We start from the raw sequence: 13,765 nt of genomic DNA, 5'->3' as shown, positions 1-13,765 counted from the left end.
TAGTGAAGATGAGTAAACCCGTAATTTTAGATGATGTCGAGTTTAAACCAAGCCAAAATTGTTTAAATGGTCAAGACTGGAATTGGAGTTCTTACACGTATACAGATGAAGTGATTCCTGCCAACTATTATGAAAGCTCACTTGCGCCATGGATCACGTTTAGTGCGCTTGAAAAAGACTTAACTTGTGATGTTGTTGTTGTTGGCGCAGGTTTGTTGGGTGCTTCAGCCGCTTTGCATTTAGCGGAGCGAGGGCTTGATGTGGTGTTGGTCGACAAAGATCGAGTAGGGAGTGCAGCATCGGGACGTAATGGTGGGCAGTTGACACCTGGCCTTGCTCGTTGGGAAGCTGAAGACATGATTCACCATCTAAGCCATGAAGATGCAAAGCAACTATGGCAATTTACTTCTGTTGAAGCCATGCAATTAATTGATGATATTAGTGCAAAATATGAACTGAATTTGGCACGAAGTTATGGTCATATTACAGCAGCTGTACACCCAGGCCACGTATTGTCACTCACGAAAGGCGCAGATGCGCGTACATTTTTAGGCGAGTCTAATACTAAAATTGTAGGCAAACATGAGCTTTTTGATTATGTAAAATCAGAGACTTATCATGGTGGTTTAATTGATGATTTAGGTGGACAAATACATCCTTTGGCACTGAATCGTGGTTTGGTACATGGCTTTTTACACAATGGCGGTACAGTCTATGAAAATACAGCAGTTACTTCTATTTCGGAGCAAAGTGACTGTACGATTGTAGAAACAGCACACGGGACGATAAAAGCACGTCAAGCTGTGGTCATGGCGGTACATCATGCATCTTTTGAGCTTCTTGAAGAAAAGCCTAATACAACCATTCCATTTTTTACTTATGTTGGCGTGACTAAGCCTTTAGACATAAATTTAGGTGAGATTTTACCAAAAAGCTATCCAGTATATGACACACAATTGCAGATCGACTATTACCGAGGCGTTTCTAAAAATCGTTTATTGTTTGGTGGGCAGGGGACAGGCTCATGTTGGAGTCCAGAAAAAACATCTGAATATTTACTTGGGCGTATTTCTCGAGTATTTCCCCAAGTTGAGTCAACAGCATTTGATTTTGTATGGAGCGGTATGACCGATTTGACAGTAAATGGCGCAGTAGATAGCCGTAAAACTGAAGCAAAAGCCCCTGTTTATGCAGTACATGGTTGGAGTGGGCATGGTGTTGCACAGACTGTACGCATTGGTAAAGCGATTGCTGACGATGTATTTAGTGAAAATAAAGATTATGATCGATTAACTCAAATTGAGCATAGAAATATTCCCTTAGGCCGTATTTTCGCACCTGTTGCAATTCCATTGGCAAAATGTATGTATAGCGCACAAATAGCACTCCAACCGGGTAAAATGATTTCATTTTAATAGTTTGAAATGATTGAAATAAATGTATGAATGTTACTGGTTGGAAGTGAGTTTTTAAGGAAGATTGGCATTAGGCCAAGCATAAAAATATGCCAATATATTGATCGATACGTATGCTTTATTTGGATAACCTATCTGATCTTTCTTATTCTTCAATCTCGCTCTGGTATTGTTTTTGCTATATAGGCGTAATTTTGCAAAAACTGAGCGAATGAAATGGATATTGTCATATATTTTTTAATTGGTGGTGTCGCTGGTTTTAGCGCAGGCCTGTTTGGTGTCGGTGGCGGTTTAATTATTGTACCTATTTTATATGTGGTCTTTCAGCAACAAGGCTATCCTATAGATACGATTATGCATCTTGCTTTAGGTACATCTTTAGCCACAATTCTAGTCACTTCCGTGAGTTCAATTTTAGCGCACCATAAAAAAAATGCTGTGCTTTGGCCTGTGGTAAAGAACTTAAGTTTTGGCCTCTGTATTGGTTCTTTTTTCGGTGCAGGTATTGCAGGTATTTTGTCTGGTTATGTTTTACAGTTTTTAGTTGGGTTATTTGCACTGACCATTGCGTACACCATGTTTAATGGTAGAAAAGTACTTATAGATGAGAAAAAAACCTTTCCATCGTTAAAGAACCAATTGGGTGCAGGGGCTGTGATTGGCATAGCGTCTGCTATATTTGGTATTGGTGGAGGGTCTCTGACTGTCCCTTACTTAAATAGATGCGGTATAGTCATGCAAAAAGCTGTAGCAACATCGGCTGCGTGTGGTTTTCCAATTGCTTTGGCAGGGGCTTTAGGCTTCATGTGGTTTGGTAAAAATCAAGTCGTAGAATTACCTCATACCATTGGTTATGTGCATATTTATGCTTTTGTTGGCATTAGCAGTATGAGTTTTTTAACTGCAAAAATGGGTGCTAAAGTTGCACATCAGTTATCACCTCAGCGACTAAAAATATGCTTTAGTTTTTTACTTTTATTTATTGGGAGTTATTTTATTGTACAAGCGGTAAGACACGTTTTATAAAAAATGAATAGTGCAATTTTAAAGATCTCAATACAGAATTTATATTCGCTTTGACGGAATCAGACTTAAGCGTATGGCAAATTTTTGTCAGCGGTTGAATGGGACATCTTAAAAAGATGTCCCATTTTTTATTGTACAAAATAAGTGCATGTTTGAAAAAAATGTGTCTTTCTAGTTCAGGTATTTTTGCAACAGCCTTTGAAAAAACTCAGCTTTTACCCATAAATTTACTTCAGTACACTTGTTTAAGCAGCAATGGTTATTTCAGCTTTATGCGTTCTATTGTGGTGAGTTAATTTAATTAATATATTGTTTTAATTGTATTTTATTAATTGCTGTGTCGTTCTTTGGGGTATATCGTCTAGGAGTAATTATGAATCAGGCACATGCATGGGATCGTATTTATGCAGATCCTCAGTTTAATCAGCTCGTTATTAAAAGAAGAAAAGTCACACTCAAATTATTTTTAATTTGTATGGTTTTCTTCTTCTCAATCCCTTTCTTTTCTGTTGTTTCTCCAAGTGTATTACGTATTCAAATGATAGGTGCAATCAATATTGGGTTGCTGTTAGTGGTTGCTCAATATGTTGTTGGTGGCTTAATCGCATGGCGCTATGTTGTTGAGTTGAAAAAAGTAGATGCAATGTCTCAAAAGCTCATTTCTACTTATTCTACAACAGACTAGCTTCTCTCATTTCTTTTTTATACGGTTGTATTATGAATTATTTAAGTATCAACGTACGTCGTATATTGAGCATCTTGAGCTTAAGCTTAATCAGCCAATATACTTTAGCGCAGTCGACTTTAGTGTCTGACAGTAGTCGTAATTTTACTTTTTTTATTTTCGCATTATTGTTCATCTTAACATTTGCTGTCATTTACTTGGCAGCCAAAAAAAATACAACAACAGGCGATTTCTATACGGGTGGCGGTGCCATTTCTGGGCGTACCAATGGTATTGCAATTGCTGGAGACTATTTATCGGCGGCTGCTTTTTTAGGTGTGTCTGGATTAATTGCGTTGTATGGACTTGATGGAAGTATCTATCTGGTTGGTTTTTTTGTTTCCTTTATTCCAGTCTTACTTTTAGTGGCTGAGCCTTGTCGTAATTTAGGAAAGTATACTTTAGGTGATATTTTATCCTTAAGAAATCACTTTAGATCAACGAAGTTTGTTGTCGCCATTTCCAGTATTTTAGTTGCATTGTTTTACATGGTGCCACAAATTGTGGGTGGTGCTGTGATTATTAAAGCTTTGATTGGTATTCCATACGAAACATCGGTCGTTGTTGTAGGCGGGCTTATGTTGAGTTACGTCTTATTTGGTGGAATGCGTGCAACTACAGCCATTCAGTTATTTAAAGCATTGGTTTTAATCTCATTTTGTTTTTTACTCGTGATTTTAACTTGGATACCATATGGTTTTAATGTGAATGGTTTCTTTAAGTCAGTTGTCAGTCATCCCTTCATTCAACAACATGTTTTATCTTTGCTCGGAAGTACTTCTAATTTATCTGCTGCAGAAGCAGGGCAACGATTTCTAGAACCCGGCTTATATTTAAAAAGCCCTTTAGAGCAATTTTCTTTAAGCCTTGCACTTGTGCTAGGTACAGCAGCTATGCCACATATTTTAATGCGATTTTTTACAGTCGCAAATGCACAAGGGGCTAGAGCATCTGCTTTATGGGCCATGCTTGCCATTGGTGTTTGTCATCTGTTTATTATTGTGATTGGTTTTTCATCTGCATTAAACATTGGGCCATTGGCTATTTCTCAAATTGATAAAGGTGGCAATCTTGCCGCACCAATGCTCGCACAGTATTTGGGTGGTGGTGCTGATAGCATGATGGGTAATTTTTTACTGGCATTAGTGGCTGCAGTTTCTTTTGCGACCATTGTGGCAGTCGTTGCAGGGTTAACTTTAGCAGCTGCATCTTCTTTAGCCCATGATGTATATGTGGGGGCAATTAAAAATGGTCAAGCAACAGAGCGTGAGCAAAAAAATGCTGCTCGAATAGCCACTATTATTATGGTATTGATTGCAATTGGCGTGGGTATTTCTGCAAAAGGGCAAAATGTTGCTCACTTGGTTGGTTTGGGTTATGCCGTTGCGGCTTCTGCTAATTTACCTGCTTTGCTTATGACGTTGTATTGGAAAAGATGTAGTACTGCAGGTGTACTAGCGGGTGTGATTGGTGGAACTGTACTTTCAATTGGCTTGGTTTTAATTTCACCAAACATGACTTACCCACAATTACAAAAAGAGGTGGCTGTTAGCACAATAAAAACACTTGATGCGAAAGTGAGCCAAGTAGAAAGTGGTGTATTAAAAGCATCAGATCGTGAACTTGCAGAGTGGAAGAAATCTCGTACAGCAGCTATGGAAAAAGTGGTAAGTACACCAGATCAAGCCACAAGTTTAATCGGACTAGAAAAGCCAATAATTAACCTTAAAAATCCAGGCATTATTTCTATTCCTGTTGGATTTCTATTGGTGATTATGTTCTCTTTATTGTTTCCTAGCCGTTATTCACAAAATTCATGGAAAGAGTTCTCTGTACGTAGAGAGTCTGGTTTAGGCGTACATAAACCTGTTCAACATTAATTCTTAATCTGAGTGAAATCGTTTTGATTTTACTCAGGTTTAGTCCAATATTTGAGTATTTTATTATGGTTAAATTACCTGTGACTAAGGTGGCATCGGCGCATGTTGCACCTGTTTATATGAACAAAGCTGCTACAGTACAAAAAGCCCTTTCTATTATTGATGAAGCGGCAAGAAATGGTGCTGAGTTGGTTGTATTTCCAGAATCTTTTATTCCGGGGTTTCCAGTATGGGCTGCTTTATGGGCACCGATTTATAACCATGATTGGTTTAAAATAATGGTAGAAAATAGCCTTTTGATTGATGGCCCAGAAATAGATGCGATTCGGGCTGCTGCAAAACGCCACGGCGTGTTTATTTCTCTTGGTTTTAGTGAGTCGACTGAAGTCAGTGTAGGGTGTATTTGGAATAGTAATATTATTATTGGTGATGACGGTGAAATATTAAATCATCATCGGAAACTCGTCCCTACTTTTTATGAAAAAATGGTATGGGCTGCAGGCGATGGAAAAGGCTTACAGGTCGTAGATACAAAAATTGGTAAAATTGGCGCACTCATCTGTGGTGAAAATACCAATCCACTGGCGAAGTACAGTTTAGCGGCTCAAGGTGAGCAAATTCATATTTCTGCGTGGCCCGCAATTTGGCCAACACGTAAACCCGGCCTAAAAAACTTTAATAATTTAGAGGCAAACCGTATTCGAGCAAGTAGCCATTGTTTTGAAGCCAAAGTCTTTGGCATTATCAGTGCAGGATTTATGGATCAAAACATGATTGATTGCTTATCAAAGCATGCAGATCAAGATGCATTAGATGTATTGCTAAATACACCACGTGCAGCAACACAGTTTATCACCCCAACAGGCGAGGTCATTGGAGATACTCTACAAAATGAAGAAGGAATTGCGTATGCAACTTTCGATTTAAGCGCATGTATAGAGCCTAAGCAGTACCATGACATTGTTGGATACTATAATCGTTACGATGTCTTTGATTTAACAGTCTCTCGTAAGCGTGATATACCTGCCAAGTTTGTAGATGAAAGATCTAGAACTGATACGCATCAAATTGATGAAATATCTAGTACAGACTAGGTGTTGTACTTAGTTTTGTACTCACCAAGTATTATAGTTCTTTCATAATAATACTTGGTGGGCAAGGGTAGTCCTGTTTGAATATTTCATAAAGAAAAGACATGGTTGTTTTAATTCTTCGTGTATATCTTAAGTCTTGATGAACAGACATCCACAATGTTCTCGACACAAGCAGTTCATTTTCTAAAAGTCTAATCAGTCCTAAACTTTCTGCATGTGCAAAGTTAGGTAGCATGACAATTCCCATACCTGCAGCTGCAGCGTACATTTGAGAAAGCATACTGGTGGAGCAAAATACAATTTTGGGCTCACTAATCGCTTCATCTAGCCAGCGTACGGTATCTAGCTGTATTAAATCATTAATGTACGAAACAAAATCATGATTGGTTAAATCTTCTTTAGATTTTGGATGCCCTTTATTCTTTAAATATGATTCAGATGCATATAAATACAGTGAGAACTCACCAATAGGTAATGCATCTAGTCCTCTTGCCTCTAGTGGAAAAAAACTGAGAAAAATATCTGCTTCACGTCTGTTGACGTGAATCATGGTTGATGAGGTAACCAATTCAATGTGTAGCGAGGGATGACGTGTTTTTAATGTGGCAAATTGGCCTGCGAGATAGAGTGTTGCAATACCTTCCATAGACGCAACACGTACCCGACCATGGGGCTCAGACACGGCATGACTCACGCTTTCGATCAGAGAAAGTGCTGCACGTTCCATGTCTTCTACATGTTGTAAAAGCTGTTCACCTTGAGGCGTGAGATGAATGCCTTGATGATCTCTTTCAAGTAATGCGCTATTTAAATGATATTCTAAGTGAGTAATCCGTCTGCTCACGGTTGAATCATCAATTGCTAACTGTTTTGCAGCCGAAGACAATGTTTTACTGCGTGCTACAGTTAAAAAAATTCTGAGATCATTCCAATTTAGACGATTTAAATCCATAGAGGTACTCAATGAAATAAGATCATGAATATGATGTTGAGCAACGATGAAACAGTGTACCTAATTCTAAAACATACGACGGCTTTTATATCAATATATTAGCAATGTCATGAAAATAGGCTATATTGTAAAAATACGTCTATTGCGAACGTACAGATAAAAATACATAAATCGTTTGAGGTAGTAATAATGAAAGGTACCATTTTAGATTTTTCAATACAACATGGGTCGGGCGTGATTTCCGCAGAAAATGGCAATCGTTATGAATTCTTAGGGCAACAATGGAATGAAAAGGCCGCCCCTAGAAAGGGAATGTATGTTGATTTTGCAATTGAACCAACCACAGGCCAAGCGATTAGTATCTATTTAGTCAAAGAAGTACAAGGATCATTTTTTTCAAACAAAATTGATTCAGAAGATAATTATAATATTATAGATTGGACTAAAAAATGCTTTGAAAATTATATAAATTTTAGTGGTAGAGCAAGACGTAAAGAATTTTGGTTCTTTTATTTAGCAACAGTGATTGTGGCCATATTGGCTCAGATCATTGACTCTATCATTCGTTCAAATGTTGGTATTGTTAATTTACTATGGAACTTAGCCACATTTATTCCTGTATTTGCTGCGGGTGCACGCCGTCTACACGACATAGGTCGCTCGGGTTGGTGGCAACTTCTAATACTTACCGTGATTGGTATTATTCCATTAGTTATTTTCTGGGCGACAGACACGAAACAAGAAAATAATGAATGGGGTAAACCAGCAAAATAAGTACGATCCCCCTAGTGTTGTTGATAAACAGTAGGGGATATCCTGTAACGACTTAGCCGTATTTAGCCGCAAACTTTTCGTCTGAAGTGCATAGGTAAATAATAAATTCAATGAATGCGACAAAAGAGGGAATAAATGTCCAACAAAATAATAAATAGACAATTCCCCAGCCAATTTGCCCTAAATAAAATTTATGGGCACCAAAACCACCTAAAAAGAAGGCCAGTAAAGCGGCAACAATACGATTTTTTGTACCGAATTGTTGATATGTAAAAATGTTTGTATTTGAAATCGTATAAATCTCTTGTGCTTGACCATATTGAGAAGAAAAATCTACATTCATGCCTTTTCTAGGCGCTAAGTTTTCTTTCCAAGCATGTGTGGTGAATTCGTAGCGGTTGCCATCTTCTGCAGCAATGACACCTTTATTTTGCTCTATCGAAAAGTCTAAAATGGTACCTTTCATGAGGGCCTTAATCCTTGTGATAATCATACATAATTTTAAATATAACAAAAAAACGGAGCATTATTTGCTCCGTTTTTGTATTTAGTATGATTTAAGCATCTAGTAAAGCTTGAGCTTCTGCCAACTGCAAGCTCCCTTCATAGATCGCACGGCCTGTAATTGCACCTAAAATACCCGGTTGACCTTTTAAATGCTTTACATCCTCTAAATCGGTTACACCGCCTGAAGCAATAATTGGTAGTCCACAGTACTGTGCTAAAGCAACTGTTTGTTCAATATTGACGCCTTGCATCATGCCATCACGTGCAATGTCTGTATAAACAATACTAGATACGCCTGCGTCTGCAAAACGTTTGGCCAAATCGGTGGCTTTTATATCAAGTATATTGGCCCAGCCATCAGTTGCGACAAAACCATCCTTTGCATCAATACCGACAATAATTTTACCCGCAAAAGCTTTACATGCTTCTTCTACAAATTCTGGTTCTTTAGCGGCTTTAGTCCCAATAATTACATAAGATACACCCGCATCTAAGTAATGTTCAATGGTTTCAAGTGAGCGTATACCACCCCCAATTTGAATAGGCAGTGTAGGGTGTGCTTTAGCAATCGCTTCAACCACATTTTTATGAATAGGCGTTCCAGCAAAAGCACCATTTAAATCAACTAAATGTAAACGGCGTGCACCTTCATTCACCCAATGCGTTGCAGTAGCAACAGGGTCATCTGAAAAAACAGTATCATCTTCCATACGACCTTGTTTGAGTCGAACGCATTTACCATCTTTTAAGTCAATCGCTGGAATGATCAGCATAATTAAATACCTTTTAACGTCACATCATAAAATTAGTTACGATAGTAACAAATTATTGAAACATCGCTAAAGCAAATTATTCTTTGGTGTGTAATTTGCAACTAATCGTGAGTGTTAAGAAGGCTTAACTGCACTTGCAACAGGTTTAGATGCAATTTTTTGCTCAATATAGGTGGTTTCTTTAGAAATTTCTGTTACAGATTTAGGTGAAGATGCGAGGTTGATAAAAATACCAATTGCTGCAATAACAGATAATATTGGCAGAACTAGCATGGGCCAGCCAATAATTTTTTCCCATGTTTTGGTTGTACGAACTGCGCCGTAAGTGTTTGAACCTTCAGTACCTTTGGCATACAGTAGGTAAAATGTAAAAAAGAAGCTCACTAAAGGTACAAAGTTAAGCAGACAAATCCAACCGATTTTATCGAGATCATGTAAGCGCTTAATGCTTAAGATAAAGCCCATGTACATGATTATAATGAACAGTAAAACAATAAAAAGGCCACCTAAAATAGTTGCAAGGTTGCTAAAGTCTAACGAGGCATGAGGTGAGTTAGCATCTATGATTGGAGATAACACCCCATAAGCTGCTCCTACTGCAACGATTGCAATAAAGTAGACAAAAAAGTTCCATGCAGCATAAGAAAGGCGTCCCAAACGACCATTGGCACTAAATATTGAAGGTGAGGGCTTTTGTTGCTGTTCAAAAGGTTGAGTCATTATTGTTCTCAATATAAATAAATGTGATTTAGATCAATAAAAAAGCCAGCATTGAGCTGGCTTTAAGATTATATACAGGGTTATATCTGCCATTCAACAAAATTTTTCAGTAATTGTAGTCCTGCAGTATGACTTTTTTCAGGGTGAAACTGTGTTGCAAACAAGTTTTCTTTGTGTATTGCAGCACAAAAATTAACGCCGTAGTCACAGTGTGCAGCCACAAGGGTTTGATCTACAGGTTCAACGTAGAAGCTATGCACAAAATAAAAGCGTGTGTCTTGAGCAATGTTATTCCACATTGGGTGGCTTGGATCAACTTGTTGCACTTGATTCCAACCCATATGAGGTACTTTAAGGTTGGGTTGTTCAGGAAATTGCTTCACTACACCGTCAAAAATACCCAACGCATTACTACCGCCATTTTCTTCTGAGCGATTCATCAGGGCTTGCATACCCACACAAATGGCCAAAACAGGTTTATTTAATGCCATTTGTTTAATCACGTCATCAATGCCTGCATCTTGCATGCCTTGAATGCAGTCACGCATTGCGCCTACACCGGGAAATACAATTTTATCTGCACGAGCAACCACTTTAGGGTCATTGGTCACATCAACTTGTGCACCGACATGTTCAAGTGCTTTTGCAGCGGAATGCAAGTTGCCCATGCCATAGTCGAGTAGTGCAATACGAGTCATTATAAGCTCCCTTTCGTTGATGCAATCGTGCCGGCAGCACGTGGGTCTTGCTCACATGCCATGCGTAGTGCACGAGCGAATGCTTTAAACGTACTTTCAATTTGATGGTGACTATTTTTGCCCTTAATATTGTCAATATGTAAGGTCATGAGTGAATGGTTTACAAAACCTTGGAAGAACTCTGAAAATAAATCGACATCAAACGTACCAATACGTGCACGGGTAAAAGGAATATCCATAAATAACCCTGGGCGACCTGAAATATCGACCACAACACGAGATAAAGACTCATCAAGTGGTGCATAAAAATGCCCATAACGGCGGATACCTTTTTTGTCACCTAGTGCCTGAGCAAAAGCTTGCCCTAAAGTAATACCACAATCTTCAACAGTATGGTGATCATCAATGTCTAGATCGCCATCACAGTGAATATCGATGTCGAATAAACCATGACGCTTAATTTGATCGATCATATGATCTAAAAATGGAACACCTGTATTGAGTGTGCCTTGACCTGTACCATCGAGATTGACACGCACTTTAATTTTAGTTTCGTTGGTGTTTCTCACTACTTCACTGATACGTTGTGTCATGAACACATTCCTCAAAATGGCTAATTCTAAATAACAATGGCTGTTTCATGTTGCCATATTAGATGGCTAGGCAGTCTTAATCAATGCCTACCGCATTATATCATGTTGCCCATATCTACCAAGTATCTGGCGTGGTTGCCTTATTTGAGTTTTACTCTGATTATCTGAAAATAAATGATTTACTCGTATTCAATGTGATTTGATAAACGTTTTTCGATATTTGAATAAATTTTTAGATTTAATGCTTGACGAAAATGCTCTAACCGTGTTTAATACGGTCCACATTGGCGTGATAGCTCAGTCGGTAGAGCAACGGATTGAAAATCCGTGTGTCCCCAGTTCGAACCTGGGTCTCGCCACCATAAATTTGTGTTTTTGTATCCCTGAGTAAATCAGGGATTTTTTTTGCCTAAACATTGTTCAATTGTTTGAAATGTTAAAGTTTTTTGTTGACTAGGTAGTACAATTCAGGCTTAATACACCCATTGGCGTGATAGCTCAGTCGGTAGAGCAACGGATTGAAAATCCGTGTGTCCCCAGTTCGAACCTGGGTCTCGCCACCATATTCAAAAAGCCCTTACTATCTTAAATAGTAAGGGCTTTTTTTATGCTTGTTAACTATAAAAAGCATATAAAATATACATATATTATTGTCTTAAAGTGTGTTTTTATAGAGATTATGTAGACATATCATTGATATTTAAAGTGATCGCGTGATTAATTCAAGTTTTATGCTTGATTAAATGATAATCATTCTCATATAATAGGTTGTACCTGTAAGGCATTTGGCTCATCTATGAAATACAAAACCGATATTAGTCTACAAGAAGTCAACAATACGGTGCCAATACCGAAAAATGCGTCATTTTTACGTAAATTGTTTGCTTTTTCTGGCCCCGGTGCATTGGTTGCTGTGGGCTACATGGACCCAGGTAATTGGATAACCTCTATTCAAGGGGGTGCACTATATGGCTATCTGCTGTTAAGTGTGATTTTACTGTCTAGCTTAATTGCAATGTTACTACAAGCCATGTGTAGTAAATTGGGTATTGTGACAGGGATGGACCTCGCACAAGCAACTCGAGTATTGGCCGGTAAAAAGTGGTCTGTGGTGTTGTGGGTTGTGGCAGAGTTAGCGATTATGGCCACAGATATTGCAGAGGTGATTGGTACAGCAATCGCACTGAACTTATTGTTTGGTTTACCTCTAATGCTTGGGGTTTTAATTACTTTACTTGATGTTTTCTTACTGTTGTTCTTTTTGTCTTTGGGTATTCGAAAAATAGAAGCTTTTGTTTTTACCCTCATTTTAACGGTATTTTTTATCTTTTCTTATGAGGTTATGCTGGCATCACCGCATTGGGGAGATGTTGTACGTGGTTTTATACCACAAAAAGAAATTTTTACTGCGCACCTTTCAGGTCAAGATTCAGCACTTTTAATTGCATTAGGTATTGTAGGTGCAACAGTGATGCCACATAATTTATATTTGCATTCATCGTTAGTGCAGTCTAGAAGGTATGAGCGTTCTGCTCAAGGCATGAAAGATGCAATTAAGTTTTCAATTTTTGATTCAAACTTACAACTCAGTTTTTCTTTTATCATCAATTGTTTATTGTTGATCTTGGGTGCTGCTTTATTCTTTGGGCATGATCCAGAGCAGTTTGGGCGTTTTTCACAGTTATATCATGCGCTAGAAAACCCCAATGTTGTAGGAAGTATTGCCAGTGGTTTATTAGCAACGTTGTTTGCGGTTGCATTGTTGGCCTCAGGGCAAAATTCGACCATTACAGGCACGCTTACAGGTCAAATTGTCATGGAAGGCTTTGTGGCTTTAAAAGTGCCTGCGTGGTTACGCCGTTTTATTACGCGTGGGCTGGCGACTTTACCCATTTTAGTGGCCATTTACTTTTGGGGGGATCGTGAAGATGTGGTGGAAGGCCTACTGATTTATTCACAGGTTTTTTTAAGTATTGCGCTACCTGTGTCTATGATTCCTTTAATTTGGATGACATCGAACAAAAAATGGATGGGTGAGTTTGTAAACTCGAAACTTACCATTACAGTTGGAGTTATTGCCACTGTTTTGTTGGTGGCTTTGAATCTACAGCTGATTATAGAAACTGCAACCAAGTTTTTTAGTTAGTATTAATCTTTGATTAGGCGTTTACCAAGGCTGACGCTTTCAATTTTTTCAAAGTCGAGTTGCTCGTAAAAATCGATGACAGATGTATTATCTGCTCGAACCATGAGTTGTACTTTAGGGCAACCGACTGCAATTAAACGCCTTTCTATATTTTGCATCAGTGCTGTGGCAATGCCAATCCGTTGATGACTTGGGTGGACTGCTAAGTAGTGAATCCAGCCCCGATGACCATCGTAGCCACCCATAATTGAGCCAATCACGGTATTGTCTTTTTCAGCCACTAAAAAAAGATTGTCTTTTTGGGTCATTTTCCTGAAAAAATCTGTTTCGGGGTGGTTCCATGGCCGAGTAATGCCGCAGTTCTCCCATAATTCTAAAATGGGGTCTAAGTCTTTATCTTCAGTTGGTCGAATAATAAACATATTGAATGGCTCATTATAAAATATGAGTAACAGTGACCAAA

General features: G+C 38.4%; 14 protein-coding genes and 2 tRNA genes. 9 read left to right on the top strand and 7 right to left on the bottom strand.

All coding sequences use genetic code 11. The features are described from left to right. Positions 1-8: 8 nt before the first annotated feature. The 5 genes from BLS38_RS01080 (at position 9) to BLS38_RS01060 (ending at position 6,139) form a co-directional block, all read left to right on the top strand. The gene (locus BLS38_RS01080) at positions 9-1,415 is read left to right on the top strand and encodes an NAD(P)/FAD-dependent oxidoreductase (protein WP_092746482.1); all 1,407 of its coding nucleotides are present in this window, start codon (positions 9-11) and stop codon (positions 1,413-1,415) included. A gap of 216 nt (positions 1,416-1,631) precedes the next feature. After that, complete coding sequence (locus BLS38_RS01075) at positions 1,632-2,441, top strand: sulfite exporter TauE/SafE family protein (RefSeq protein ID WP_092746481.1); 810 nt, start codon at positions 1,632-1,634, stop codon at positions 2,439-2,441. A gap of 373 nt (positions 2,442-2,814) precedes the next feature. After that, positions 2,815-3,126, top strand: coding sequence for a DUF485 domain-containing protein (locus BLS38_RS01070; protein WP_092746480.1), 312 nt, complete (start codon positions 2,815-2,817; stop codon positions 3,124-3,126). A gap of 32 nt (positions 3,127-3,158) precedes the next feature. After that, the gene (locus BLS38_RS01065) at positions 3,159-5,045 is read left to right on the top strand and encodes a solute symporter family protein (RefSeq protein ID WP_092746479.1); all 1,887 of its coding nucleotides are present in this window, start codon (positions 3,159-3,161) and stop codon (positions 5,043-5,045) included. 65 nt (positions 5,046-5,110) lie between these two features. Next, positions 5,111-6,139 carry a carbon-nitrogen hydrolase family protein gene (locus BLS38_RS01060; RefSeq protein ID WP_092746478.1) on the top strand — a complete coding sequence of 343 codons (1,029 nt, stop codon included), beginning with the start codon at positions 5,111-5,113 and terminating at the stop codon, positions 6,137-6,139. A gap of 31 nt (positions 6,140-6,170) precedes the next feature. On the opposite strand, the gene BLS38_RS01055 is transcribed toward BLS38_RS01060, so the two are convergent. After that, entirely contained in the window at positions 6,171-7,091 is a 921-nt protein-coding gene (locus BLS38_RS01055) for a LysR family transcriptional regulator (protein ID WP_092746477.1), read from the bottom strand. A 189-nt stretch (positions 7,092-7,280) separates the two neighbouring features. On the opposite strand from BLS38_RS01055, the gene BLS38_RS01050 reads away from it, so the two are divergent. Beyond that, positions 7,281-7,865: a DUF805 domain-containing protein gene (locus BLS38_RS01050; RefSeq protein ID WP_092746476.1), complete on the top strand. Its 585-nt coding sequence runs from the start codon at positions 7,281-7,283 to the stop codon at positions 7,863-7,865. Between the two features lie 52 nt (positions 7,866-7,917). Here the strand turns inward: BLS38_RS01050 and BLS38_RS01045 are convergent, their stop codons facing one another. The 5 genes from BLS38_RS01045 to hisB all read right to left on the bottom strand — a co-directional run bounded on the left by BLS38_RS01045 (position 7,918) and on the right by hisB (position 11,156). Continuing rightward, positions 7,918-8,331 (bottom strand): TM2 domain-containing protein, encoded by a 414-nt coding sequence (locus BLS38_RS01045; protein WP_213030485.1) that lies wholly within the window; start codon positions 8,329-8,331, stop codon positions 7,918-7,920. Positions 8,332-8,422: 91 nt separating this feature from the next. After that, positions 8,423-9,145 carry a 1-(5-phosphoribosyl)-5-[(5-phosphoribosylamino)methylideneamino]imidazole-4-carboxamide isomerase gene (gene hisA / locus BLS38_RS01040; RefSeq protein ID WP_092746475.1) on the bottom strand — a complete coding sequence of 241 codons (723 nt, stop codon included), beginning with the start codon at positions 9,143-9,145 and terminating at the stop codon, positions 8,423-8,425. Between the two features lie 114 nt (positions 9,146-9,259). Next, positions 9,260-9,865 carry a DUF805 domain-containing protein gene (locus BLS38_RS01035; protein WP_092746474.1) on the bottom strand — a complete coding sequence of 202 codons (606 nt, stop codon included), beginning with the start codon at positions 9,863-9,865 and terminating at the stop codon, positions 9,260-9,262. 80 nt (positions 9,866-9,945) lie between these two features. Further along, on the bottom strand, positions 9,946-10,563 hold the full coding sequence (gene hisH, locus BLS38_RS01030; protein ID WP_092746473.1) for an imidazole glycerol phosphate synthase subunit HisH: 618 nt from the start codon (positions 10,561-10,563) through the stop codon (positions 9,946-9,948). Continuing rightward, the gene (gene hisB, locus BLS38_RS01025) at positions 10,563-11,156 is read right to left on the bottom strand and encodes an imidazoleglycerol-phosphate dehydratase HisB (protein ID WP_092746472.1); all 594 of its coding nucleotides are present in this window, start codon (positions 11,154-11,156) and stop codon (positions 10,563-10,565) included. Before hisB ends, hisH begins: the two co-directional genes overlap by 1 nt. Before the next feature lie 286 nt (positions 11,157-11,442). On the opposite strand from hisB, the gene BLS38_RS01020 reads away from it, so the two are divergent. From BLS38_RS01020 to BLS38_RS01010, 3 genes are all read left to right on the top strand, one after another. Beyond that, positions 11,443-11,518: transfer RNA gene (locus BLS38_RS01020), tRNA-Phe, on the top strand. Positions 11,519-11,643: 125 nt separating this feature from the next. Beyond that, positions 11,644-11,719, top strand: a tRNA-Phe gene (locus tag BLS38_RS01015). A gap of 233 nt (positions 11,720-11,952) precedes the next feature. After that, positions 11,953-13,302, top strand: coding sequence for an Nramp family divalent metal transporter (locus tag BLS38_RS01010; protein WP_092746471.1), 1,350 nt, complete (start codon positions 11,953-11,955; stop codon positions 13,300-13,302). A 2-nt stretch (positions 13,303-13,304) separates the two neighbouring features. On the opposite strand, the gene BLS38_RS01005 is transcribed toward BLS38_RS01010, so the two are convergent. Next, entirely contained in the window at positions 13,305-13,724 is a 420-nt protein-coding gene (locus BLS38_RS01005) for a GNAT family acetyltransferase (RefSeq protein WP_092746470.1), read from the bottom strand. Positions 13,725-13,765 lie beyond the last annotated feature (41 nt).

The organism is Acinetobacter boissieri (assembly GCF_900096955.1).
Taxonomy (GTDB): domain Bacteria; phylum Pseudomonadota; class Gammaproteobacteria; order Pseudomonadales; family Moraxellaceae; genus Acinetobacter; species Acinetobacter boissieri.
This window is presented reverse-complemented; position numbering and strand designations above follow the sequence as displayed.